This is a genomic window from Sphingomonas chungangi (assembly GCF_013778325.1).
GTDB lineage: Bacteria > Pseudomonadota > Alphaproteobacteria > Sphingomonadales > Sphingomonadaceae > Solisphingomonas > Solisphingomonas chungangi.
The window spans coordinates 201,205-223,170 of the sequence record NZ_JACEIB010000027.1 but is presented as its reverse complement, the minus strand read 5'-3'; the positions used below and the strand labels follow the sequence as shown (position 1 = coordinate 223,170).

25 protein-coding genes are annotated in these 21,966 nt (G+C 66.5%); 9 read left to right on the top strand and 16 right to left on the bottom strand.

Features of this window, described 5'->3' with window-relative positions; genetic code table 11:
* Window positions 1–7: 7 nt before the first annotated feature.
* Window positions 8–1,627, top strand: a complete 1,620-nt coding sequence (locus tag HZF05_RS18945) for an acyl-CoA dehydrogenase family protein (RefSeq protein ID WP_160364048.1) — start codon at window positions 8–10, stop codon at window positions 1,625–1,627.
* Here HZF05_RS18945 and HZF05_RS18940 read toward each other — a convergent pair.
* The 7 genes from HZF05_RS18940 to HZF05_RS18910 all read right to left on the bottom strand — a co-directional run bounded on the left by HZF05_RS18940 (window position 1,605) and on the right by HZF05_RS18910 (window position 8,688).
* Window positions 1,605–3,092, bottom strand: coding sequence for a hypothetical protein (locus HZF05_RS18940; RefSeq protein WP_160364047.1), 1,488 nt, complete (start codon window positions 3,090–3,092; stop codon window positions 1,605–1,607). The genes HZF05_RS18945 and HZF05_RS18940 overlap by 23 nt on opposite strands.
* Window positions 3,089–4,081, bottom strand: a complete 993-nt coding sequence (locus HZF05_RS18935; RefSeq protein ID WP_160364046.1) for a glycosyltransferase family 2 protein — start codon at window positions 4,079–4,081, stop codon at window positions 3,089–3,091. Before HZF05_RS18935 ends, HZF05_RS18940 begins: the two co-directional genes overlap by 4 nt.
* Window positions 4,078–5,010 (bottom strand): NAD-dependent epimerase/dehydratase family protein, encoded by a 933-nt coding sequence (locus HZF05_RS18930; RefSeq protein ID WP_160364045.1) that lies wholly within the window; start codon window positions 5,008–5,010, stop codon window positions 4,078–4,080. The genes HZF05_RS18935 and HZF05_RS18930 overlap by 4 nt, the downstream gene beginning before the upstream one ends.
* Before the next feature lie 9 nt (window positions 5,011–5,019).
* Window positions 5,020–6,066, bottom strand: a complete 1,047-nt coding sequence (gene rfbG, locus HZF05_RS18925; protein WP_160364044.1) for a CDP-glucose 4,6-dehydratase — start codon at window positions 6,064–6,066, stop codon at window positions 5,020–5,022.
* Window positions 6,067–6,172: 106 nt separating this feature from the next.
* Entirely contained in the window at window positions 6,173–6,949 is a 777-nt protein-coding gene (gene rfbF / locus HZF05_RS18920) for a glucose-1-phosphate cytidylyltransferase (protein ID WP_160364043.1), read from the bottom strand.
* 37 nt (window positions 6,950–6,986) lie between these two features.
* Window positions 6,987–7,850 (bottom strand): transketolase family protein, encoded by an 864-nt coding sequence (locus HZF05_RS18915; RefSeq protein ID WP_160364042.1) that lies wholly within the window; start codon window positions 7,848–7,850, stop codon window positions 6,987–6,989.
* Window positions 7,843–8,688, bottom strand: coding sequence for a transketolase (locus tag HZF05_RS18910; RefSeq protein WP_160364041.1), 846 nt, complete (start codon window positions 8,686–8,688; stop codon window positions 7,843–7,845). The genes HZF05_RS18915 and HZF05_RS18910 overlap by 8 nt, the downstream gene beginning before the upstream one ends.
* Before the next feature lie 67 nt (window positions 8,689–8,755).
* On the opposite strand from HZF05_RS18910, the gene HZF05_RS18905 reads away from it, so the two are divergent.
* From HZF05_RS18905 to HZF05_RS18895, 3 genes are all read left to right on the top strand, one after another.
* Window positions 8,756–9,673 (top strand): class I SAM-dependent methyltransferase, encoded by a 918-nt coding sequence (locus tag HZF05_RS18905; RefSeq protein ID WP_246332094.1) that lies wholly within the window; start codon window positions 8,756–8,758, stop codon window positions 9,671–9,673.
* A 48-nt stretch (window positions 9,674–9,721) separates the two neighbouring features.
* Window positions 9,722–10,336 (top strand): TetR/AcrR family transcriptional regulator, encoded by a 615-nt coding sequence (locus HZF05_RS18900; RefSeq protein WP_160364040.1) that lies wholly within the window; start codon window positions 9,722–9,724, stop codon window positions 10,334–10,336.
* 289 nt (window positions 10,337–10,625) lie between these two features.
* Window positions 10,626–11,000, top strand: a complete 375-nt coding sequence (locus HZF05_RS18895) for a hypothetical protein (RefSeq protein ID WP_160364039.1) — start codon at window positions 10,626–10,628, stop codon at window positions 10,998–11,000.
* A gap of 111 nt (window positions 11,001–11,111) precedes the next feature.
* Here HZF05_RS18895 and HZF05_RS18890 read toward each other — a convergent pair whose 3' ends face one another.
* Both HZF05_RS18890 and HZF05_RS18885 read right to left on the bottom strand, forming a co-directional pair.
* Window positions 11,112–11,621 carry a GAF domain-containing protein gene (locus tag HZF05_RS18890; RefSeq protein WP_160364038.1) on the bottom strand — a complete coding sequence of 170 codons (510 nt, stop codon included), beginning with the start codon at window positions 11,619–11,621 and terminating at the stop codon, window positions 11,112–11,114.
* Window positions 11,618–12,535 carry a GGDEF domain-containing protein gene (locus tag HZF05_RS18885; RefSeq protein WP_160364037.1) on the bottom strand — a complete coding sequence of 306 codons (918 nt, stop codon included), beginning with the start codon at window positions 12,533–12,535 and terminating at the stop codon, window positions 11,618–11,620. The genes HZF05_RS18890 and HZF05_RS18885 overlap by 4 nt, the downstream gene beginning before the upstream one ends.
* Before the next feature lie 179 nt (window positions 12,536–12,714).
* Here HZF05_RS18885 and HZF05_RS18880 point away from each other — a divergent pair, with 179 nt between their 5' ends.
* Window positions 12,715–13,245: a GNAT family N-acetyltransferase gene (locus HZF05_RS18880; RefSeq protein WP_343046923.1), complete on the top strand. Its 531-nt coding sequence runs from the start codon at window positions 12,715–12,717 to the stop codon at window positions 13,243–13,245.
* Here HZF05_RS18880 and HZF05_RS18875 read toward each other — a convergent pair.
* The 5 genes from HZF05_RS18875 to HZF05_RS18855 form a co-directional block, all read right to left on the bottom strand.
* Entirely contained in the window at window positions 13,225–13,701 is a 477-nt protein-coding gene (locus HZF05_RS18875) for a YbaK/EbsC family protein (RefSeq protein WP_160364035.1), read from the bottom strand. The two genes, HZF05_RS18880 and HZF05_RS18875, sit on opposite strands and share 21 nt — an antisense overlap.
* A 19-nt stretch (window positions 13,702–13,720) precedes the next feature.
* Complete coding sequence (locus HZF05_RS18870) at window positions 13,721–13,996, bottom strand: HU family DNA-binding protein (RefSeq protein ID WP_160364524.1); 276 nt, start codon at window positions 13,994–13,996, stop codon at window positions 13,721–13,723.
* Window positions 13,997–14,082: 86 nt separating this feature from the next.
* Window positions 14,083–15,057: a quinone oxidoreductase family protein gene (locus tag HZF05_RS18865; RefSeq protein WP_160364034.1), complete on the bottom strand. Its 975-nt coding sequence runs from the start codon at window positions 15,055–15,057 to the stop codon at window positions 14,083–14,085.
* 11 nt (window positions 15,058–15,068) lie between these two features.
* Window positions 15,069–15,536: a GreA/GreB family elongation factor gene (locus HZF05_RS18860; protein ID WP_160364033.1), complete on the bottom strand. Its 468-nt coding sequence runs from the start codon at window positions 15,534–15,536 to the stop codon at window positions 15,069–15,071.
* A 63-nt stretch (window positions 15,537–15,599) separates the two neighbouring features.
* Window positions 15,600–16,172: a DUF5655 domain-containing protein gene (locus HZF05_RS18855; RefSeq protein WP_160364032.1), complete on the bottom strand. Its 573-nt coding sequence runs from the start codon at window positions 16,170–16,172 to the stop codon at window positions 15,600–15,602.
* A 72-nt stretch (window positions 16,173–16,244) separates the two neighbouring features.
* On the opposite strand from HZF05_RS18855, the gene HZF05_RS18850 reads away from it, so the two are divergent.
* A complete protein-coding gene (locus tag HZF05_RS18850; RefSeq protein ID WP_160364031.1) occupies window positions 16,245–18,299 on the top strand; it encodes an NAD(+) synthase in 2,055 nt (684 codons plus the stop codon).
* Here HZF05_RS18850 and HZF05_RS18845 read toward each other — a convergent pair.
* Window positions 18,296–18,499, bottom strand: coding sequence for a hypervirulence associated TUDOR domain-containing protein (locus tag HZF05_RS18845; protein ID WP_160364030.1), 204 nt, complete (start codon window positions 18,497–18,499; stop codon window positions 18,296–18,298). The genes HZF05_RS18850 and HZF05_RS18845 overlap by 4 nt on opposite strands.
* 67 nt (window positions 18,500–18,566) lie before the next feature.
* On the opposite strand from HZF05_RS18845, the gene HZF05_RS18840 reads away from it, so the two are divergent.
* Together HZF05_RS18840 and HZF05_RS18835 are read left to right on the top strand one after the other, a co-directional pair.
* Window positions 18,567–19,682, top strand: coding sequence for a glycoside hydrolase family 130 protein (locus HZF05_RS18840; protein WP_160364029.1), 1,116 nt, complete (start codon window positions 18,567–18,569; stop codon window positions 19,680–19,682).
* 74 nt (window positions 19,683–19,756) lie between these two features.
* Window positions 19,757–19,978, top strand: coding sequence for a hypothetical protein (locus HZF05_RS18835; RefSeq protein ID WP_160364028.1), 222 nt, complete (start codon window positions 19,757–19,759; stop codon window positions 19,976–19,978).
* On the opposite strand, the gene HZF05_RS18830 is transcribed toward HZF05_RS18835, so the two are convergent.
* Entirely contained in the window at window positions 19,965–21,245 is a 1,281-nt protein-coding gene (locus HZF05_RS18830; protein WP_160364027.1) for an MFS transporter, read from the bottom strand. The two genes, HZF05_RS18835 and HZF05_RS18830, sit on opposite strands and share 14 nt — an antisense overlap.
* Window positions 21,246–21,395: 150 nt before the next feature.
* Here HZF05_RS18830 and pgsA point away from each other — a divergent pair, with 150 nt between their 5' ends.
* Entirely contained in the window at window positions 21,396–21,965 is a 570-nt protein-coding gene (gene pgsA / locus HZF05_RS18825; protein ID WP_160364026.1) for a CDP-diacylglycerol--glycerol-3-phosphate 3-phosphatidyltransferase, read from the top strand.
* The last annotated feature ends 1 nt before the right edge of the window (window position 21,966 follow it).

Sequence of the window (21,966 nt, the reverse complement as noted above, 5' to 3'; positions counted from 1 at the left end):
GAGCGCCATGGCCCCGCTCGATCCGATCGCCGATCTCGACACCCACGAGGTCACCAACCAGCCGCTCCCCTTCGAGGATGTCGATCTCTTTGCGACGGATCGCGCGCTGTCCGATGCCGCGGCGAAGGCGGGTGGGGCTAAGCACGCGGCGCGGCTGGGCCAGATCGGCCGCCGAGCCGGATCGGCCGAGGTGATCGGCTGGGGGGTCGAGGCCAACCGCCATCCGCCCGAGCTCGACACGCACGATCGCTGGGGCCGCCGTATCGACGAGGTGCGTTTCCATCCGGCTTATCATTGGTTGATGGAGTTCGGCCTCGGCTCCGGTGTCGCCAGCGTGGCTTGGGATGGCACGCCCGCCGGGCATGTCGCCCACGCCGCAACGCTCTTCCTCACCGGCCAGCCGGATTCGGGCACGAGCTGCCCGATGACGATGACCTACGCTTCGGTGCCCGCTTTGTCGGTCGAGCCGGCGGTGCGCGACGAATGGGTGCCGCGTATCACCGCCGGCCGCTACGATCCCGCAGTCCGGCCGGCCAGCGAGAAGACCGGCGTCACCATCGGCATGGCGATGACCGAGAAGCAGGGCGGCTCCGACGTCCGCGCAAACACCACACACGCCGAGCCGATCGCGGACGGCGACGGCTGGTATCGGCTGACCGGCCACAAATGGTTCTGCTCGGCACCGATGTGCGACGCCTTCCTGACGCTCGCTTATGCGCCGGGCGGGCTCACCTGCTTCCTGCTGCCGCGCTGGCTGCCGGACGGCACGCGCAATGCGGGTTTCCGCATCGTGCGGCTGAAGGACAAGATGGGCGACAAGTCCAACGCCTCCTCCGAGGTGGAATATCACGGCGCGCTGGCCCGGCGGATTGGCGAGGAAGGGCGGGGCGTCGCCACCATCATCCGGATGGTGCAGCACACGCGGCTGGATTGTGTGATCGGTTCGGCCTCTCAGATGCGTGCCGCGCTGGCGCAGGCGCTATGGCACACCGCACATCGATCGGCCTTCCAGAAACGGCTTATCGACCAGCCTGCGATGGCGGCGGTACTCGCCGACTTGAGCGTAGAGAGCGAGGCGGCCACGGCGCTCTCGCTGCGCATCGCGCAAGCGTTCGACGAAGACGATCAGGTTGCCCGCTTATTGACCCCGATCGCCAAATACTGGATCTGCAAGCGCGCGCCCGCCCTCGTGAACGAGGCGATGGAGTGCCACGGAGGCGCAGGCTATATCGAGACCGGCCCGATGCCGCGCCTGTTCCGCCAGTCGCCGCTCAACGCGATCTGGGAAGGATCGGGTAACGTCATCGCGCTCGATCTGCTGCGTGGGCTGACGCGCGAGCCTGAAGGCGTCGAGGCGCTGCGGGCGTTCTTCGACGGCGCGCGGGGACGGGATCGGTTCTACGATGCCTGGCTCGATGATCTTGATTTCATGGCCGACGAAGGGCGTGCCCGGTTGCTCGTGGAAAAGCTTGCATTGGCCGCGCAGGCGGCGGTGCTGCTCCAGTGGGACAATCCGATGGCAGAGGCCTTCTGCCGGTTGCGGCTGACGTCGCGCGGATCGGCTTATGGTGCCTTCGAGGCCGCGGTGGACGTGCGCGCGATTATCAGCCGGTCCATGCCGGGGTGATCCATCCGCGCGACCAGCAACGCGGAGGGTCGCGGCGCGGATCGACGATCTCGGCCGGCCGGACCGGCAAGGCGGAGACGGACGCCAGATAGGTGGCGTTCGGCACGATCATGCCGGTCTGCCTCGTCCACACGCCCGGCAGCGAGCAGAGTGGCGGGGGCGAGGCACGCATGGTCAGCACCGGGAACAGCTCGGACAGCATGGTCAACGATCCGATCGCCAGCATGACGAAGCAATAGCGGCGTAGATTCGGTCGATTCTCGCGCAGAAGCAGGTCGGCGATGGCTGCGGCGAGCAGGCAGAGCGGCACGATCGTCACGCGCATCTGGAAATCCGCCCAGTCGCCGATCCGCCAGAGCGGGGCGAGGACGAGAAGCACGACAGCGATCCACAGCGGCGCCCGGCCGAAGCGCGTGCCGGCGATCAGCGCCGGCAAGACGAACGGCGCGACCTCCAGCAACAGGCTCAGCGCATAGAAAAGCGGATCGGGGCGGTTCGGCCCGTTGTAGAGTGTTGCTGCGCCCGCATGCTGATACCAGAGCGCCGGCGCCGAGATCGCCAGAGCGAGCAGCGGCAGCGCGCAATCGGCGGGGCGCAACCGCTTCAGATCGCGCAGGCCCGCATAAGCGAGGAACGGCACCGCGCCCGCCACCGCCAATGGCGACCAGAAGGCGAAGAGAGGTACCCCCGCGGCGGCCGTGCCGATCCGCACCTTGCCTTGCTGCCACAGCAGAAACAGCGCTGCGCAGGCCCAGCCCGCCAACGCATGCTGCGGCGCCCAGAATAGCTGGCTGATCGTCGCGGTATATTGGAGGCCCCAAGCCCAGTTCTCGAGATGATAGAAGGAGGCGGCGTGACCCATCGCGTGGGCGATCAGCATGCCGATGGCGTCCAACCCGCTGAACAGGAAGAAGACGGTTGCGGCCGCGCGCCGGGGTCTTCCGGCCGCGAATAGCGACGAAGCTATTGCCAGCACCAGCCCGAGCACGATCGCATTCTGTCCGAGCAGCGCGAGATCGAGAGCTCTTTGTCCGCCACCTGCGAGTGCGGGCAGCAGGTACATGCCGAGCGGCGCGCGCAGGATCTTCGAGCCGTCCGGCAGCACATAGGCGAACGGCCAGCGATGGCGACCGAGGTCGGCGAGCACGGCATCACGGATCTGCCAGTCGGCCGGAGCGAAAAGCAGCCGCCCTTCGCCGCCGAGGATCAAGAGCGCCAGCGCCAGCCCGAAGCAGATCGCGAGGGTACGCCCGACGATGCGCGTCTCATCTGCCTCGCTCCCCAGGACGAGCAGGCTGATGCCGCCCGCGCCGACGATGACGAGCGGAATAGACAAGAAAGCAGGCAGGCCGAGAAACGCCGGCAGCAGCAGGCCGCTCGCTGCCACCAGCGCGAAGAGCGTGGCGATAAGCCAGCGAAGTGGTATGCCGGGCGCGCGGCGGGCCGCCGCCTCGGCCGCCGTCATCCGTTGATGACCAGCCGTTGCAGTTCGTGGACCGGGTTCTCGTCGGCACCCATGTTGATTCGCTCGCGCTCGACCACAAGCGGGCGCTTCCTCACCTGCGAATGGATCGATGTAACGTACTCGCCCAGGATGCCGATGAAGGCGAGCTGCACGCCCGACAGGAAGAACAAGGCGGTGATCAGCGTCGCCATGCCGCGCGGGCTGTGCCCCGGCATCGCGAAATAGAGCACCACCGACAGCATCGCGTAGAAGATCGACAGCGCCGATAGGCTGAGCCCGGCGAAGGTGCACAGCCGCATCGGCGCGCTGGTGAAGGAGAAGATGCCGTTCAGTGCCTGGTCGATCAGGCGGGGCAGGTTGTTCTTGGACAAGCCCTTCTTCCGGGCTTCCCACGTGTAGGGCACGATCACGCGGCGGAAGCCGACCGAGGCGATGATGCCCCGGATATAGGGATAATGGTCGTCATGCTCGACCACCGCCTTCCACACCTTTCGGTCAATCAGCTGGAACTCGCCGACGTTGAGCGGGATGTCTATGTCCGACAGCGTGTTGACGACGCGGTAGAAGATCGCGCGGCAGGTGCGCAAGCCAAGGCTCTCCTGCCGGTTGACGCGCGCGCCGGCGACCACCTCGATGCCGCTCTCCCAGAGTTGCACGAAGTCCGCGATCATGTGCGGCGGGTCCTGTAGGTCGACAGGCAGGAAGACCAGCACGGCATCCCCGGTCGCGGTGCGCAGCGCGTTGAAGTTGGACCGGAATGGGCCGTAATTGCGCGCGTTCAGGATCACCTTCATGTCGGGATCGTCGGCCGCCATTGCGCGCAGGATATCGACGGTGCCGTCGGCGGACGCGTTGTCTGCGAAGATGTGCTCGTGCGCGTACATGGCGAGTGGGCCGCCCTCGGCGAACAGCGCCTTCACCGCATCGCGGCAGGCGCGGACATTCTCCGCCTCGTTGAAGCAGGGCGAGATGATCGAGATCGTCTTCATGCGGCTTGCTTCCTGATGGCGCGCATCCAGTCGACAGTCTGCGCGAGGCCGGTGTCGAGGGAGATAGAGGGCGCCCAGCCGGTCGCGCGCAGGCGGGTATTGTCGCCTTCGAGATGCATGATCTGGCCGGCGCCGAAGGGCATGTCGCCGAAGCGCAGCGGCAGGCCCGGCGCGGCATGGTCGCGCAAACGCTCGATGATCGAGCGGACGGTGGCGGGCTGGCCGCTGGAGAGGTTGATGGCGCCGGTCGCGTCATCCGAGACGGCGGCGGCCAGCGTGCCGGTCGCGACGTCGTGGACGTGGAGATAATCCCAGTGCTGTGTGCCCTCGGTGGTGCGTGGCGCGATGCCGTCGAGCAGTCGTGCGGTCACGCTCGGGATGAGCCAATTGGGATTGTCGCCCGGTCCGTAAACCGAGAAGAGGCGCAACCACGCGAATCCGACGTCCGCTGCCTCGCAGCGCTGGCGGGTGAGGTGGCAGGCGGAGAGTTTGGCAGCGCCGTAGAGCATCGTGGGGTTGGGCAGGTCGTCTTCCGTGATGCGCCGATCGAAGCGACCATATTCGGCCTGGCTGCCGATCCCGACGAACTTGGAGCACCCAACTGCGATGGCGGCATCGGCCAGCGCACAGGTGGTACGGATATTCTCGAACTGGATGTCGCCGGCGCGTGAAGGGCCGCCGACGCCTTCCCAGGCCGAGTGGATGACGATGTCAGGCCGCGCCTCGTAAAGCACCGCCGAGATGCGCGCGCTATCGGCAAGATCGGAGACGTAGATCGGAATATCGAGGCCGGTCAGCCGCGCGGCGCCGGGCGTGCGGACCAGCGCGATCGGGTGATGCCCCGCCGCCAGCGCCGCGTGCACCACCGCCGCACCGACGAAGCCGCCTGCGCCGGTGACCAGAATCCGCCTGGATGTCGAAGCTCCCATGGGAGCCAGCTATGAAAGATAGTGGTTAATTTGCTGTTGCGAGAGCGCCGTCACATCGCCCTTCGATGCGGCGAGCCGATACCAGTCGGCGGACCATCGCAGCGCTTCGTCGAGCGCGAGGCGCGGCGTCCAGCCCAAAGTCTCGATCGCCGCAGTGGAATCGAGCGTGAGGAGCGCGGCCTCGTGCGGATGCTCGCCGGGCTGAGGCACCACCTCGGTGCCGCCGCCCCAGTGGCGGGCGAATAGATCGATCACCGTGCCGACCGGCGCGACATCGGCGGCGGAGGGGCCGAAATTCCAGCCTTTGGCGAAGGTGTTGCGATCGGCGTGCAGCCGTTGGGCTAGCAGGAGGTAGCCGGCGATCGGCTCCAGCACATGCTGCCAGGGGCGGGTCGCGTTGGGGTTGCGGATTTCGAGCGGCCGGCTCGCCGCGAAGGCGCGCGCGGCATCGGGCACCAGCCGGTCCTCGGCGAAATCGCCGCCCCCGATCACGTTGCCGGCGCGCGCGGTGGCGAGGCCGATGTCGGCGGCCGCGAGGAAGCTGTCGCGATAGGATTGCGCGGCAAGCTCGGCGCAGGCCTTGGAGTTGGAATAGGGATCATGCCCGCCGAGCGGCGCATCCTCGAGATAGCCTTCGGCGCGGCCGTCGTTGCGGTAGCATTTGTCGGTCGTGATCGAGACGATGGTCTTAACTTCCGGTGCGCGGCGGCAGGCATCGAGGACGTTGACCGTGCCCATCAGATTGGCGGCGTAGGTCTCCACCGGCGTGAGGTAGGATGCACGCACGAGTGGTTGCGCGGCGAGGTGCAGCACGATCTCCGAATCCCGGATCGCGGCTTCGATGGCGGCGAGATCGCGGATGTCGCCGACGACATGGCGGCAGCGGGCGGGGCCGTCGATCATGTCGAACATCGAGGGCTTGGTCGGAGGGGCCAGCGCGAAGCCGGTCACGTCAGCGCCTAGCCGCTCCAGCAGCAGGAGCAGCCAGCTGCCCTTGAAGCCGGTGTGGCCGGTTACGAAGACCTTGCGGTTGGACCAGAATTCCGCGCTCAGCATCCCGAACTCCGTTCGGCCTGAGCGCAGTCGAAGGCCATGCGGTGCGGTGGCTGCACTTCGACTACGCTCAGTGCGAACGGAGGTAGAGAAGGTGGAGAAGCACGCTTCAGTGCCACGTCTTCCACGGCGCCTCGTGCCGCTCCCACAGACCTTCGAGCATCTGGCGGTCGCGCAGCGTGTCCATCGGCTGCCAGAAGCCATCGTGGAAGTAGGACTTGAGTTCGCCGTCGGCGGCCAGCCGCTCGAGCGGCTCGCGCTCCCACACGCAGGCATCCGAATTGCCGAGATACTGACCGATCGATCGGTTCAGCACGAAGAAGCCGCCGTTGATCCAGCCGCCTTCCTCCACCGGCTTCTCGGCAAAGGCGGCGACGGTGTCGCCGGCCAGATCGAGCATGCCGAAGCGCGAGGCGGGGCGCACGGCGGTCACCGTCGCGCGGCGGCCATGCTCCTTGTGGAAGGCGATCGCCGCGCCGACGTCCAGATCCGACACGCCGTCACCGTAGGTCAGGCAGAAATCCTCGTCGTCACCGAGATACTGGAGCGCCTGGCGTAAGCGGCCGCCCGTCATCGTCTCGGCGCCGGTGTCGATTAGCGAGATCTTCCAGTCTTCCGACGCATTGCGATGCACTTCGGTGGTGCCGCGCCGCATGTCGATTGTGATGTCCGACATGTGCATGGCGTAGTTGAAGAAATATTCCTTGATCATGTAGCCCTTGTAGCCAAGGCACACGATGAATTCGGTGACGCCGTGCTGGGCGTAGATTTTCATGATGTGCCAGAGGATCGGCTTGCCGCCGATCTCCACCATGGGCTTCGGACGAAGCGAGGTTTCTTCGGCAAGGCGCGTCCCGAGACCGCCGGCAAGGATGATGGCTTTCATGGGCCCGATCCTATGAAGGGATGTGGTAAAGATTGGGTTAGGCCACGAGGCCTCCGAGGCGGTTGAGCGTCGCTTGGCCGGCGACCATGTCGCAGACGTCGGCGGAAAGCGCGATCGGCTTCACCTTGGCGGCGTCCGGCGTGCCGGCGACCGATTCCATCAGCCACGATCCGAAGCCGCCGTCCTGCAGATGATCCTCGCAGGTTGTTACCTCCCAGCGGCGCGCGAGCTGCGCGGGCTGGCACGGCTTGGATGCCATCCCCCAGAGCGGCATCGAGAAAACGGCGCGATCCTCCGCGCGCTGAATCGCGGCACCCAGCGCGGCGCCCGTCGAGAGCATCACCCGCTTGGGATCGCCGTCGCGCACCTCGATCCATCTGCCGGGCGCGACATCGGGGATAGCGTCATGGAAGCGCGGCTCGCCCGCCTTGCCGAGGCGGAGATAGGAGGGACCGGGGTTCGCCACCAGCCAGCGCAGACAGGCCCGCGTCTCGAGCGGATCGCCGGGCGCCGCGATCGTCATGTGCGGCATCGCGCGCATCAGCGCATAATCCTGCACCGCGTGGTGCGAGTAACCGAGCGCGCCGTAGGAGACGCCACCGCCCACCGCCACCACCGTCACGGGCAGACGATGATGGTCGACGTCGTTGCGGATATGCTCGGCGCAGCGGAAGGTCGGGAAGTTGGCGATCGAGTAGGTGAAGACGTGATAGCCCTCGCTCGCCATGCCGGCGGCGAGGCCGGTCATGTTCTGCTCGGCGACGCCGGCATTGACGAAGCGGTCGGGAAAGCGATCGGCGAACGGCTCGATCACGTTGAAGCCGAGATCGCCGACGACCAGCGCGATATTGTCGTGGGCGGCGGCGAGCGCCACCAGCTCTTCGATGAAGGCGTCACGCATCGGCCGTCTCCCCGATCTCGGCCAGCGCCTGCGCGAGCTGTTCGGGCGAGGGGTTGCGATAGTGCCAGAGCACCTGGTTCTCCATGAAGCTGACGCCCTTGCCCTTGGTGGTGTGCGCGATCAGCAGCGAGGGCTTGCCGGGCGCCCACGGCGCGCCGGCGAGCGCCTCGCGCAGCGCGGCATGATCGTGGCCGTCGAGCTCGCGCACCGCCCAGCCGAACGCCTCGAACTTGGAATGGAGCGGCTCCAGCCGTAGCGTCTCGTCGACGCTCCTGAGGCTCTGGAGCTTGTTGTAGTCGAGGATGCAGACGAGGTTGTCGAGGCCGTGATGGGCGGCGAACAGAGCCGCCTCCCAGTTGCTGCCCTCACCCCATTCGCCATCGCTGGTGAGCACCATTGTGCGCCACGAAGCGCCGCGCTTCTTGGCCGCCAGCGCCTTGCCGGTCCCGAAGGGCAGGCCATGGCCGAGCGCGCCGGTGGAGAATTCCACACCCGGCACCTGATGGCTGATATGCGCCATCAGCGGCGAGAGATCGGTGCCGTAGGTCGCCAGCGTCTCGCGCGGGATGAAGCCGGTCTCGGCGAGCGCGGCATAGACGGCGACGCAGGCATGGCCCTTGGAGAGCAGGAAGCGATCGCGCCCGGGATGATCGGGGGCCGAGGGATCGACCTTCAGCACGCCGCCGTACAGCACCGCGACAATGTCCGCGATCGACAGTGCCGAGCCGATGTGGCTGGCTTTCGCGCGCGTCACCATGCGCAGCGCCTGGGCGCGTATGCGGCGGGCGAGATCGATGGTGCCGGCGTCCGACGCGGCGGCGAGGGGAACGTGCTCCATGGCCGGGATCAATGGCCGGATATGGTTAAGAATTGCTCAAGCATCTCGCGCTAGCAAAGGCGATATGATGCACGAGACCATCGCCGCAGCCCGCCCCTGCCCCCTCTGTGGATCGGGAAGCGATCACGCCGAACCCTTCCTGTCGGACAGCCGCGACGCGGCGAAGGTCAGCGCGTCGAGCTTTGCGTCGCGCAAGGTCCCCGAATATATGAGCCACGCGATGGTCCGCTGCCGGGTGTGCGACCTTGCCTATGTCGATCGTGCGCCGAGCCAGGCCACGCTCGCCGCCTCCTATCACGAGGCCGATTACGACAGCGCCGATGAGGCTGAAGATGCCGCCGATGCCTACGCCCGCGCGATCGCGCCGGTGCTGGAGACGCTGAAGGGCAGGGGGGCGGCACTGGAGATCGGCACCGGCACCGGTGCCTTTCTCGAACGGCTGCAGAAGGCGGGATTTCAGGAACTTGTCGGCGTCGAACCGTCGCCGGCCGCGATCGCGGCAGCTCCTGCCCACCGCAAGCCCTGGATCCGCGAGGGCATCTTCGTCGAGCAGGATTTCGCGCCCGGCAGCTTCGATTTGATCTGCTGCTTCATGACCCTGGAGCATGTCCGCGATCCCGGCGCGCTGGTTGCCTCGGCGCGGCGCCTGCTTAAGCCGGGCGGCGTGTTCGTCAGCGTCACCCACGATCGCCGCGCCTGGCTCAACCGCCTGCTCGGTTGCCGCTCGCCGATCGTCGATATCGAGCATATGCAGCTCTTCTCGGACGAGAGCGCGAAGGGGCTGCTGGCCCGCAACGGCTATGTCGAGGTCGGCGGCGCGAGCTTCCGCAACGCTTACAGCCCGAGCTACTGGCTGCGCCTCGTACCTATGCCCGATCGACTAAAGTCGAACCTCACCGCCGCCCTGCGCGGGACGTGGCTGGACCGCCGCAAACTGGCGGCAAATGTCGGTAATTTCATGAGCTGGGGGTTCCGGCCGCACTGATTTGGGCGCAGGTGGACTATCGCCCCCCGAATCACTATATCGAGCGGTATGAAAAACATGGACACAGCCGTAGCGACGCGCGGTCGCCCGCGCGAATTCGACGCCGACGAGGCGTTGGCGGCGGCGCTCAGGGTCTTCTGGACGCGAGGATATGAAGGCGCCTCGCTCACCGAGCTGACCGAGGCGATGGGCATCACCCGTCCGAGCCTCTACGCTTGCTTCGGCAACAAGGAAGCGCTGTTCAAGAAGGCGCTCGATCTCTACGAAACCGAGAAGCTGGCTTACATGGAGACGGCGCTGGAAGCGCCCACCGCGCGGGGCGTGGCCGAGCGGCTGCTGCGCGGCGCGCTGCAGAACCAGGCAAGCACCTGCGATCCCAAGGGGTGCCTGGGTGTGATCTCGTCCGTCGCGTGCGGGCCGGAGGCGGAGGCGATCAAGGCCGAGGTGGTGGCACGCCGGGCATCGTCCAAGCGCGCGGTGGTCGATCGCTTCGCGCGGGCCAAGGCCGAGGGCGACCTTCCGGAGCATATCGATCCCGAAGCGCTGACAAACTACGTCTTCGCGCTCTTCCAGGGTCTGTCCGTCCAGTCCGGGACGGGGACGTGCTGCGAGGATCTCGGCCGGATGGTCGATACCGCGCTGGCGATGTGGCCGGGGCGCTGAACGCCGGCAACGGCGGCTAATGGGTAGCGTCAAAAAACTTTATCAGCCGGTACAGAAATCGGTTGACGGACTCGCCGCCCGGCTATTATATACCGCTCAGTAAGGAACGAGCGAAAGGGAGCCGGTCATGCTCCGCATCATTCGATGTCCGATCCGGTGATGGAGCGACCGCGCCCCCTCTGACCGCAACAAGGCCGTCGCCCGGCGGCTCCGTCTGACTATCGCATCATCGCGCTCGCCAGCTGACGGCGCGCGGGGCGGGGATGCCGCATCCGAAAGGGGAAATCCCATGGCCTATCTCGACACACGCGAGGCCTTCACCACCGCGGCGCCGATCGGCAGCTCCACTATTCCCGCCGCGTTCGAGCGCAGCGAATGGGAAGTGATCGTGCTCGCCCAGCGGGACGATCTCGCCTCCCTTCGCGCGCCGGGGTGGGTCGCCCGGACCTTTGCCGCGCTTTTTGGAGGCAATCCGGATCGCCGGCTCGCCAGCCCCCGGTTGGAGGCGCTGCGTCGTCTTGCGGTGCACGCCTGGCATCGCGGATATGCCGTGCCGGTTTCGGCAATGAAGAATTTCAAGGATGCAGGCTTCTCGCCCGATCAACTGGAACTGTTGCTGGCCAGCGTTTCGCAGGGCCGCACCGCTGATCGGCGCCACGCCTGAACTAAGTCACTCGGTTCGGGGGCGATCATCTTCTCCCCAGTGAGGTCGCCCCTGCGATCCCCGGCCGGTCTCTCCCCCTCCACCGGCCGGGGACTTCCCTGTTCGATGGCGTCAGTGCTTGAGGGCGTGGACGCGGTCCATGGCCTTGCGGGCCAGTGCGGCCATCGCGTCGAGCCTGGCCTGATCGGGCACCTCGCGCCGTTCGCGATCGATCACGCACAGGGCGCCGAGCGGCTGCCCGCTTCCCGAGACGAGTGGCATTCCCAGATAAAAACGGATGTCCGGCCCCGACAGCACGAGCGGGTTGCCCGCGAAACGCGCGTCTGCGGTCGCGTCGGTGACGCACATCGGCTTCCGGCAATCGAGCATGGCGTGCGCGCAGAACGACGCCGCCCGTGGCGTTTCGGAGGCATCAAGGCCGATCCCCACCGGGAAATATTGCCGCTCGTGATCGACGATCGAGATCGCCGCGATCGGCGTACCGAATAATTTGGCGGCTTCGTGCACGATCGCGTCGAGCGTCGGGTCGCCGGCGGCTTCGAGAAATCCCGATTCATCGACCGCGCGCTGGCGCTCGTCCTCGTCCGCGGGGCGGTTGGCGGGGGTGTAGTATATCGTCATGCCGCGTCGGCCATCCCCTCCTGCGTCGCCAGCCGCCGATCGGGCATGGGCCTCGCCGGCAGTTCGGTTATGGTCGGCTGGAGATCCAGCCGCGCGACGCGCAGTGCATTCTTACCCGACTTTTTCACTTCGTACATCAGACCATCGGCTGCCTCTATCAGCCTGTTCGTGCTTGCGATCTTGTTGGCCTCGACCACCATGGCGCCCATGCTGCACGTCACGGCATAGCCGGTGTCGCGCAGGATGCGGCTGAGCCGATAATGCAGTGCCTCGGCCGCAACGTCGCCCTGGCCGCAATTGGGAACGGTCATCAGCGTCACGAATTCGTCGCCGCCGATGCGCGCGAACAGATCGTGCGCGCGGATCGCATCGGCGCCCTTCTCTGCAAAGTCGCAGAGCAAGGTGTCGCCGGCGGCATGGCCGAAGCCGTCGTTGACGCCCTTGAAGCCGTCGAGATCGACATAGGCCAGCACGACCGATTCCTGGCGTCGCTGGGCATGACTGATCAGCGCGCGCAGGCGGCGGTTGAAGCCGGCCTTGTTGAGCACACCGGTGAGCGGATCGGTGGTCGCGCTCCAGCGCGCGTGATCGAGCGAGTGCCGCAGCCCGCTGGCGAGCGCGACCATCACCGTCATGGAGAGCGAGCGGCCGATCATGTTCCATGCGAGCGCCACAGGCTTGATCGCCGCAACCTGTCCGGGCGCGCCGAACCCGTTGATGTGGCCGAGCATGACGACCGAAACCGCACCGATACCAAGCCCCACGCGCTCGCCCAGGCACCAGGAACCGAAGCAGGCGAGGCCGAGATAGAGGATGACGACGTTGACCTGCGGGCCGGTTACATGATCGATGACGATCGTCGCCACCAGGCCGGCACCAAGCAGCGCCCAGGCGCGCGAGCGCGAAAGGCGCATCGATGCCTCCGCCGCGCGCGCGAAGAATTTCGTCAATGGAGAAGCGGTCGGGGGTTTCCGCTGCACTTACGTCCTCCGGTCAATGTCGGATGGCTAATCTGGATTGGTTACCCAGGGGTTGAGAGTGGGATGGGTTGCGACCTTCGTCTAAGGCGGCGGCGCAAATCAGGAGAATGTGCGTGGAATGGCGGTTGCGGCAGGCGGGTATCGAGGATGCAGAGCGGCTGGCGCTGATCGGCGGGGCGACGTTTCTCGAAACCTTTGCGGGCTTGCTGGAAGGCGACGCGATCGTCGCGCACTGCGCCGCGGAGCATGGTGCGGAGACCTATCGCGCTTTGCTCGGTCATCCCGACAGCGCCGCCTGGGTGGCGGAGGCGCGGACGGGCGGCGCGCCGCTCGGCTACGCCTTGGTGGCGTCGCCGAAGCTGGTACAGGCCGAACCCGGCGATATCGAGCTCAAGCGGATCTACAGCTTCTCGCGCACGCACGGTACCGGTCTGGGCGCCGCACTGATGGGACGGTCGACGGCGCATGCCGAGGCGATGGGGGCGAAGCGCCTGCTGCTGGGCGTCTTCGTTGGCAATGTGCGGGCGCTGGCTTTCTATCGGCGCCACGGCTTCGAAAAGATCGGCGAGCGCCGCTTCCGGGTCGGCAGCCAGGATTGCGAAGATGTCGTGCTGGCGAAGCCGTTAGTCGGCGAGGGCCGGTAGCGAGCAGACGTCGATCCAGCGCGCGCCGACCAGATCGGCGAGTCGTTCTGGCGTGAGCCGCACCGAAGAGGTCCGCGATCCGGCGGCCGGATATACGTCCGCGAAATCCCTGAGCGACTGGTCGCAGTAGATGGGGAGGGGCGTGGCGAGCCCGAAGGGGCAGACGCCGCCGATCGGATGGCCGGTAAGCGCTTCGACCTCCTCGGCGCCCAGCATCCGCGGGCGGCCTCCGAAGACGGCCTTGGTCTTGCGGTTGTCGAGCCGGGCGTCGCCTCTCGCGACGATCAATATGGCGTCGTCATTGACCCTGATGGACAGGGTCTTGGCGATCTGCCCGGGCTCGACTCCCAGTGCCAGCGCCGCCTCGGACACCGTGGCGGTACTGGCACCTTGGTCTATAATCTTGATATCGGGCGCTTTTTCCAGAAGGAAGGCGCGAACGCTATCGAGACTCACAAGTCAGTTTCTTGGGGACTTAGCCGTTCAGCTTGTCCTTGACGGCCTTGGCCGGCGAGAAGCCGAGCTTCTTGGACGCGGCGATGGTCATCGCCGCACCCGTGGCCGGGTTACGGCCTTCGCGAGCCGGGCTGTCCTTCACCTTGAACTTGCCGAAGCCCGAGATGGAAACTTCGGTGCCCTTGGCGGCCGCATCGGTGATGGCGGCGAAAACGGCGTCGACGACCTTACGGGCGTCCGCCTTCGACAGGCCGTGGCCGGCAGCAATCTGCTCGGCGAGCTCGGTGTTGTTCATGGAACTCGTCTCCTCCTTAACGAAGGTCGACCACATAGACGCTCGAAATGGCGAAGGTCCAGTGTCTCCGGCATTTTTCGGGCGATTTAGGGCAGCAGCAGGGTCGAGCCAGTGGTCGAGCGGGATTCGAGTGCCCTATGTGCATCCGCAGCATCGGCGAGCGCGAAGATCCGGCCGATCGGAATGGTGAGGCCGTTCCCGATCCGCTCGAACAGCCGGCCGGCAAGGTCGCGCCGTTCCGCGGCGTCGCTCGCATAGCTGAAGAGGGTGGGCCGGGTGACGAAGATCGAGCCGGCTTTCGACAGCACGAGCGGATCGATCGGCGGCACCGGGCCGCTTGCATTGCCATAGGTTACGACGATACCGCGTATCGCGATCGAGCCGATCGACGCATCCCAGCTGGCCTTGCCGACGCCGTCCAGAACCGCCTCAACACCCCTGCCGTCCGTGATCTCGCGCACCCGAGCCGCCAGCTCATCCATCGGGCAGGAGAAGGCGTGATGCGCGCCCAGCTGCTTGGCGATTACCGCCTTCTCCTCGGATCCGGCGTGCGCGATCACGGTCGCCCCGATCGCCCCAAGCCATTGCACGAGGATGGAGCCGACCCCGCCGGCGGCCGCATGGACCAGCACATGTTGCCCAGCCTCGATCTTCGCGCATGGCCCGATCAGATAAGCAGCGGTCATGCCCTTGAGCATCGCGGCGGCGGCGGTGCGATCGTCGACGGTATCAGGCAAGGGGACGAGCAGATCGGCCGGCACCGTCCGGACGGTGGCGTAACTGCCGGGCTTGCCGAGTGCGTAGGCCGCACGATCGCCGACCTTCAGATCGGTCACCCCGTCGCCGACCGCCTCCACGACACCCGCAGCCTCGTTGCCAAGGCCCGAGGGCAGATCGACCGGGTAGAGGCCGGTGCGATGATAGGTATCGATGAAGTTCAGCCCGATCGCGGTCTGGCGGATACGCGCCTCGCCGGCGCCTGGCTCGGTCGGCGCGATCTCCTCACGCTCAATCCGCTCCGGGCCGCCATGCCGGCGGACGATCATGCGGAAATCGGACATGGAATTCTCCGTCAGTCGGGGATGGTTTCCGTCGAGAGGATCTCGATCGCCTCGGTCTCGCCGCCGAAATCGACCTTCTCGCCCGCATAGCCTCCGATCAGCGCGCGGGCGAGCGGGGCCGAGAACGCGATCCGGCCCTCGTTCGGATCGGCCTCATCGTCGCCGACGATGTCGATCCGCTTCGTCTGGCCATTCAACGCAAAGGAGACGCGCGAGCCGAAGGCCACCTCGTCTTCCGGCGGCGGCGGGGCGGGCTGGGCGGTCGCCTGCCGGGTACGCCAGTAACGCAGCACTCGCAGATGCTGCTCGCGCTCGGCATCGGGGAGGGGGGCGGCGTCGATCGCCTCTAGTTCCGCCACCTTCGCTTCGATCAGAGCCAGGCCGCGCGCGGTGACCAGATTTGGCCCCGGCGGCAGCGGCAGCTCGAATTTCGGTTCCTTATGCTCGTCGTCGCTCTCGCGGCGGAACGCTACGCTCACTGTATCCCTCTCCCTCTTTCGAGAGGGCGATATGGCGATGGCGCTCCGGTTGCGCCAGTGTGATCAGGATGCCTCCCACGCCTGCCGGATCGTCGCCTTGAGCGGAGCGAGATCGGCGATCACGCTAAGCCGAACCTCGCTCTTCAGCCGTTCCGACCAGACAGTCCGTTTCGGCGCAGCCAGGCCCGGCGCCACATCAGGTTCCACTGCGAGGCCAAGCAGCACCGCCCCCTTGTCCGGCCGAAGCGCGGCGAACTGATAGGCGCGTGAGAAGGCCGAATAGGTCTTGCGCTGGCCGATCACCACGTCGGGCAGGGCCGTGATCTCGGCCTTCACCGCCTCGAAGATCGCGCGCAGGCCGGCATCCTTCCACAACGTGTCGGCAAGCGTATCGGGCTGACTCCACCCGGTATCCGATGGAAAGGCGATGTTGAGAATGACCGAGGCCCGATTCTGCCCGAGCCCGTAATGCTCCTTCATCCAGCCGAGCCGGGCGCGATGCCTCGTCTCCGGGCAGGTGCGGGCGATGACGGCCCATTCGTCCAGCGTCTTGCCGGTCTCCCTGACCAGATTCTCCCTGATCGAGGCCATCCAGGCCTTCTGCTGCGCGGTCATCGTCTCGACGGGTGCGGGCATGGTCATCCTCCCTGATGCGCTGGCGATCATAAGGCGCTAGATGCGGAGGCGAAACAGGCCCGGAGCAAGCGGTTGAGCAAGGCGGACAGGCATTTCCACTCGATCCACGCCCACGGCTTCGTGCGCGTGGCGGCGGCGACCCCGATCGCGACCGCCGGGGATCCTGCGCGCAATGCCGAGGCGGCGCTGGCACTAGCGAGCGAGGCGGATGCGGCGGGTGTCGATCTCGTCGTCTATCCGGAGCTCAACATCTCCTCCTACGCGGTCGACGATCTCCATCTGCAGGACGGCTTTATCGCCGCGACCGGGGCGGCGATCGCGGCCGTCGTGGCGGGCAGCAAGAAGCTGAAGCCGGTGCTGCTGGTCGGCGCGCCGCTGCTGAGGAACGGGCGGCTCTACAATTGCGTTTATGCGATTGCGCGGGGGCGGCTGCTCGGCATCGTGCCCAAGAGCTTCCTGCCCAATTACCGCGAATATTACGAGAAGCGCTGGTTCGCGCCGGGCGTCGGCCTTACCGGGCTGAGTGTCGAGATCGGCGGCGAGGCGGTGCCGTTCGGCACCGACCTGATCTTCGCCGCCTCCGATCTGCCCGGTTTCGTCTTCGCGGCGGAAATCTGCGAGGATTATTGGGCGCCGACGCCGCCCTCCACCAGCGCCGCTCTGGCGGGCGCGCTGATCCTGTGCAACCTCTCGGCCTCCAACACCGTCATCGGCAAGGCGCGCGAGCGGGCGATGCTGGCGGCGGCACATTCTGCGCGGACCTGCTCGGCCTACGCCTTCGCCGCCGCCGGGCCGGGCGAGAGCACCACCGATCTGAGCTGGGACGGGCAGGCGTTCGTCTATGAGCTGGGCGACGAACTGGCCGCCTCTTCGCGTTTCTCGGGCACGGCGGAATTGACCATCGCCGATGTCGACACCGGTCGCCTGCGCGCCGAAAGGATGCGCTTCGGCACCTTCAACGACGCCGCCGCCGCCGCCGGCCATCCCGAGACGCGCTATCGGCGGGTGAGCTTCGATCGCCAGCCGGTCTTTGCCGATATCGGCCTGAAACGCGCCGTCGCGCGCTTCCCGTTCGTGCCCGATCATCCCGCCCGGCTCGACGAGGATTGCTATGAGGCGTTCAACATCCAGGTGGAGGGCTTGCTCAAGCGCGTCGCAGCGTCGGGCGCGAAACGGCTGGTGATCGGCGTCTCCGGCGGCCTCGATTCCACCCACGCGCTGATCGTCGCCGCCAAGGCGTTCGACCGGCTGGGGCGCAGCCGTTCCGATATTCTCGGCTTCACCATGCCCGGTTTCGCCACCGGCGATGCCACCAAAGGCAATGCCTGGGCACTGATGGAGGCGCTCGGCATCACCGGCGCCGAGATCGACATCCGCCCGGCCGCCACGCGGATGCTAGAGGATATGGACCACCCCTTCGCGGGTGGCGAGCCGGTCTATGACGTGACCTTCGAGAATGTGCAGGCGGGCCTGCGCACCGACTATCTCTTCCGCCTCGCCAACCAGCGTGACGGATTGGTGGTCGGCACCGGCGATCTCTCCGAGCTGGCGCTCGGATGGTGCACCTACGGCGTCGGCGACCAGATGAGCCATTATGCGGTCAATTGCGGCGTGCCCAAGACGCTCATCCAGTTCCTGATCCGCTGGTGCATCCAGACGAGGCAGTATGACGTCGCCACGGACACGGTGCTGGACCGTATCCTCGGCACCGAAATCTCGCCCGAGCTGGTGCCGGCGGGTGCGGACGGTGCGATCCAGTCGACCGAGGCCAAGATCGGTCCCTATGCACTCAACGATTTCTTCCTGCACCATATCGTGCGCTGGGGCATGGACCCGGCCAAGATCGCCTATCTTGCGCTGCAGGCATGGGGCGACGCGGAGAAAGGCGAATGGCCGCTCGGCGTGCCCGAGGCGCAAAGGGTAGCGTACGACTTGCCGACGATCCGGCATTGGCTGGAGCGCTTCCTGTTCCGCTTTTTCCAGATCAGTCAGTTCAAGCGCTCGGCGATCCCGAACGGCCCCAAGGTCTCGACGGCCGGGGCGCTGAGCCCGAGAGGAGACTGGCGCGCACCGTCGGACGGCACGGCGGCCCCGTGGCTGGCGGCGCTGGATCGGGTACCGTCCTAGGCCTTCCGCAGCGCATCCGGCTTGTGCGCCGCCCGCTTTCCCTCGTCGGTCTCGACGATGAACTGCGGATCGTCCTTCGAGGCCGCGACCGTGTGGCCCTTCACGCTGGTCCGCCTCGTGACCTTCTTCACGACCTCGCCTTCCGCGGTACCGCCATGGGAGTTCCACTCCACCCGGTCGCCTGCCTTCACCTTCGCCATGTCCGATCTCCTCGAGCACAAGGAACGGGCGGGCGCGGCGCGGCGTTCCCGGGTAAGCGGAGGCCCCATGAGCGACGACTATCTGATCTTCACGCCCGACGACGTCGATCTCGCGCGATCGCCGCTCCGGCGCTCGATCGCCGAGCCGACCTTCGTGCTCGGCGCCTTCAACCCGGCGCTGACCCGGCTGCGGTCGGGCAATCTGCTGCTGATGGTACGCGTCGCCGAGGCGCTGGTGACGCCTGTCGAGGGCGATCACGCCCGCGCGATCCGCTGGACTGCGGACGGCTATGTGCTCGATCCGCATCATGTCGAGCGGATCGATATGGCCGATCCGCGCTATTTTCTCGTGAAGGGCGGCGCCTATCCGCAGATGGGGCTGACCTCGCTGAGTTGGCTGCTGCCGGTCGAGCTGACGCCTGACGGGCGGGGGATCGTCGCGGTCCATTACGATCGCGCGATCGAGCCGCGCGCTGCTTATCAGGATTATGGCATCGAGGACCCCCGAATCAGCCCGATCGACGGGCGCTATTACATGACCGTCTGCTCTTGCTCGGCGGAGCGGCACGGCACTTCGCTCTACACGTCGGACGATGCGTTCGAATGGCGGCTGGAGGGCCTCGTTCTCGATCACCAGAACAAGGACATGCTGCTGTTCGAGGGCAAGCCGGGAGGCAAGTTCTGGGCACTCACCCGGCCGCTCGGCGAGCTTTATTTCGCCTATCCCGAGGATGCGGGTTTTGCCGGCGGGCCGGTAATTCACCTCGCATCTTCACCGGACGCACTGCACTGGAAACCCTGCGACCAGCCTGGCGTGCGTGCGCGGAGCGGCTCGACGTCTGCGATGAAGGTCGGCGGCGGTACGCCCCCGATCCTGACGGAAAAAGGCTGGCTCATGCTCTACCACGGGGTCGAGCCGCAGGAGAAGGTGGGTGTGTATCGCACCTTCTGGGCACTGCTCGATCGCGACGACCCAGCGAAGGTCCTGCGCATGGAGGACGAGGTGCCCCTGATCGAGGCCGATCCGGAACAGACCCATCCGATCGCGCATCGGCTCTATCTGCCGACGCCCGTGGTCTTCACCACCGGGATCGTCGATGCCGGAGACAGCTATATCGTGGCGAGTGGGGAGGCCGATCTCGCCTGCCGGATCACGCACATTCCGAAGACGCGCTTCGCCTGAAACGTCCCGCGCCGGGACGGCCGGGACGGCGAAATTTTGCACCCAAAGGGTAAACGGTTCGTTAAGCTGCGATCATGTTTCAGGCATCGCCCACGCTTACCGAGCCGTCGCTGTCCGCGGCGCTGATCCGTCGCCGCAAGCCGCTGCTGCTGGCGCCGCCGGCCTGTCAGGTCACGATGCCTGTCGAGGTGGTGGAACAGGCCGAACCGCGCTGGCCGACCTGGCGCGAGGATCTGCGCTTCTTCGCCGGCTGCTATGCTGCCGGACTGATCTTCTTCATCATCATGTTGAGCTGAACGCCGGCGCGCACGCCCGATGCAGCCGCCAGGCGATGGCGGCCGCCGCGACGCTGCCCGCCGCCGTCACCAGCAGCGTATCCGCCACCGGAACGCCGAATCGCACCAAGCCTGCGAAGAGCAAGGCGCCCAGCACCATGGCACCCGAATTGACGATGTTGTTCGCCGCCACCGTGCGCGCGGTGTGAAGCTTGTCCACCGTCGTGGTCAGGAAGGCGTACAGCGGCACCACGAACATGCCGCCGAACACCGCGACCCCGAACAGATCGAGCAGCACATGCTTGGCATGGTCGAGTGCTACGAAGGCCTTCCAGCCGATCATCGTGTCCGGCGCATCCCAATGGGCGGCGACATGATGGAGATCGAGCAGGCAGGCCCCCATCAGCAAGGCGGAGGCAGGTGCGAAGCGGGCCGAAACGGTGCCTCCCAGCAGGCGATTGATGGCGATCGAGCCGACGCCGACGCCGACCGAGAAGACCGCGAGGAACAAAGTCGCGACGGCCTGGTCCGCCTCCAGCACATTCTTCACTAGCGGCACGAACAGGGTGCCGAGGATCGCCGCCTGCATCCAGAAACAACTGATCGCGGCCACAGCCAGCATCAGGCGCGGCACGTGCAGCGTCTCGGACACCAGGCGGATCGAAGCGCGCACGACATGCAGATCGATACTGTGATCCTCGACCACGGGCGGGGCCGGAGGAACCTGGGCACCGGTGACGCGGCCGATCAGCGCGATCGCCAGCACCGTCGCCGCGACTGCAGGGGCGGGAATCACGCCGCCCGCGAGGATGCCGACCAGCACACCGATATAGGTGCCGGCCTCGATCAGCCCGGTGCCGCCGAGTACCTCGTCACGGTGCAGGTGCTGGGGCAGCAGCGCATATTTGATCGGGCCGATGAAGGTGGAATGCGCGCCCATGGCGAACAGCGCGAGCAGCAGCAGCGTCACCGAATGGAGGAGCAGGCCCACCGCGCCGACCGCCATGATGGCGATCTCCGCAGTCTTCACCAGCCGGATGATCCAGGCCTTGTCGCGGCAGTCCGCCAACTGGCCGGCGAGTGCGGAAAACAGGAAGAAGGGCAGGATATAGAGAGCGTTGGCCGCGGCATTGAAGGCCGCCTCGAGATGATCGTCCGAGAAGATCCGATAGGTGACGAGCATCACCATCGACGTCTTGAACAGATTGTCGTTGAAGGCCCCCAGAAACTGGGTGGTGAAAAGCGGCAGGAATCGCCTGCGCGCGAGAAGCCTCAAGGATGCCTGCATATCGGAACGCGAAAACCCGTCTTTCCCCCAAGGTGAGGTGCGACATAGCGCAGGCGGACGCCAACACCAAATCATACAATGGCCGAACCGCACCGGGGGTTCAACGGGATGGTTCAAACCGTCGCGCCGTTGGGCTAGGCTGCCGCACCGATGCTGTCCCTACCTAACATCCTCACCCTGTCCCGCATCTTCGCCGTGCCGATCCTCGTCGGCCTGCTGTGGCATCCGGGGCCGGTCGGCTACGTGCTGGCCTTCCTGCTGTACGCGCTTGCCGGCATCACCGATTATTTCGATGGCTATCTGGCGCGCGCGCAGGGCACGGTGTCGAAGCTCGGCATCTTCCTCGATCCGATCGCGGACAAGATCATGGTGGCTGCAGTGATCGTGATGCTGATCTCCACCGAACGGGTGATCGGCCCGCATCCGGTGGTGACCGGCTGGCACGTGATCGCGGCGCTGGTGATCCTGTTGCGCGAGATCGCGGTCTCTGGCCTGCGCGAGTTCCTGGCGCAGCTTTCGGTCTCGATGCCCGTCAGCAGACTCGCCAAGTGGAAGACGGCATTCCAGATGGGCGCGCTCGGCCTGTTGATCCTGGCGGGCGCGCTGGCGCAATGGCCGTGGGTGCAGCAGATCGGCCTCGCCTGCCTGTGGCTGGCGGCGGCGCTGACTCTGATCACCGGCTGGGATTATCTGCGCGTCGGCCTGAAGCACATGGATTGAG

Excerpts from the sequence above, each read along its gene's own strand:
- HZF05_RS18940 (WP_160364047.1), bottom strand. The coding sequence starts at position 3,092 with ATGACGGCGGCCGAGGCGGCGGCCCGCCGCGCGCCCGGCATACCACTT.
- HZF05_RS18915 (WP_160364042.1), bottom strand. The coding sequence starts at position 7,850 with ATGCGTGACGCCTTCATCGAAGAGCTGGTGGCGCTCGCCGCCGCCCAC.
- HZF05_RS18935 (WP_160364046.1), bottom strand. The coding sequence starts at position 4,081 with ATGAAGACGATCTCGATCATCTCGCCCTGCTTCAACGAGGCGGAGAAT.
- HZF05_RS18840 (WP_160364029.1), top strand. The coding sequence starts at position 18,567 with ATGAGCGACGACTATCTGATCTTCACGCCCGACGACGTCGATCTCGCG.
- HZF05_RS18885 (WP_160364037.1), bottom strand. The coding sequence starts at position 12,535 with ATGCGCCTTTCGCGCTCGCGCGCCTGGGCGCTGCTTGGTGCCGGCCTG.
- HZF05_RS18945 (WP_160364048.1), top strand. The coding sequence starts at position 8 with ATGGCCCCGCTCGATCCGATCGCCGATCTCGACACCCACGAGGTCACC.
- rfbF (WP_160364043.1), bottom strand. The coding sequence starts at position 6,949 with ATGAAAGCCATCATCCTTGCCGGCGGTCTCGGGACGCGCCTTGCCGAA.
- pgsA (WP_160364026.1), top strand. The coding sequence starts at position 21,396 with ATGCTGTCCCTACCTAACATCCTCACCCTGTCCCGCATCTTCGCCGTG.
- HZF05_RS18900 (WP_160364040.1), top strand. The coding sequence starts at position 9,722 with ATGAAAAACATGGACACAGCCGTAGCGACGCGCGGTCGCCCGCGCGAA.
- HZF05_RS18865 (WP_160364034.1), bottom strand. The coding sequence starts at position 15,057 with ATGTCCGATTTCCGCATGATCGTCCGCCGGCATGGCGGCCCGGAGCGG.
- HZF05_RS18830 (WP_160364027.1), bottom strand. The coding sequence starts at position 21,245 with ATGCAGGCATCCTTGAGGCTTCTCGCGCGCAGGCGATTCCTGCCGCTT.
- HZF05_RS18845 (WP_160364030.1), bottom strand. The coding sequence starts at position 18,499 with ATGGCGAAGGTGAAGGCAGGCGACCGGGTGGAGTGGAACTCCCATGGC.
- HZF05_RS18855 (WP_160364032.1), bottom strand. The coding sequence starts at position 16,172 with ATGCCCGCACCCGTCGAGACGATGACCGCGCAGCAGAAGGCCTGGATG.
- HZF05_RS18930 (WP_160364045.1), bottom strand. The coding sequence starts at position 5,010 with ATGGGAGCTTCGACATCCAGGCGGATTCTGGTCACCGGCGCAGGCGGC.
- HZF05_RS18890 (WP_160364038.1), bottom strand. The coding sequence starts at position 11,621 with ATGACGATATACTACACCCCCGCCAACCGCCCCGCGGACGAGGACGAG.
- HZF05_RS18905 (WP_246332094.1), top strand. The coding sequence starts at position 8,756 with ATGCACGAGACCATCGCCGCAGCCCGCCCCTGCCCCCTCTGTGGATCG.
- HZF05_RS18835 (WP_160364028.1), top strand. The coding sequence starts at position 19,757 with ATGTTTCAGGCATCGCCCACGCTTACCGAGCCGTCGCTGTCCGCGGCG.
- rfbG (WP_160364044.1), bottom strand. The coding sequence starts at position 6,066 with ATGCTGAGCGCGGAATTCTGGTCCAACCGCAAGGTCTTCGTAACCGGC.
- HZF05_RS18910 (WP_160364041.1), bottom strand. The coding sequence starts at position 8,688 with ATGGAGCACGTTCCCCTCGCCGCCGCGTCGGACGCCGGCACCATCGAT.
- HZF05_RS18870 (WP_160364524.1), bottom strand. The coding sequence starts at position 13,996 with ATGAACAACACCGAGCTCGCCGAGCAGATTGCTGCCGGCCACGGCCTG.
- HZF05_RS18895 (WP_160364039.1), top strand. The coding sequence starts at position 10,626 with ATGGCCTATCTCGACACACGCGAGGCCTTCACCACCGCGGCGCCGATC.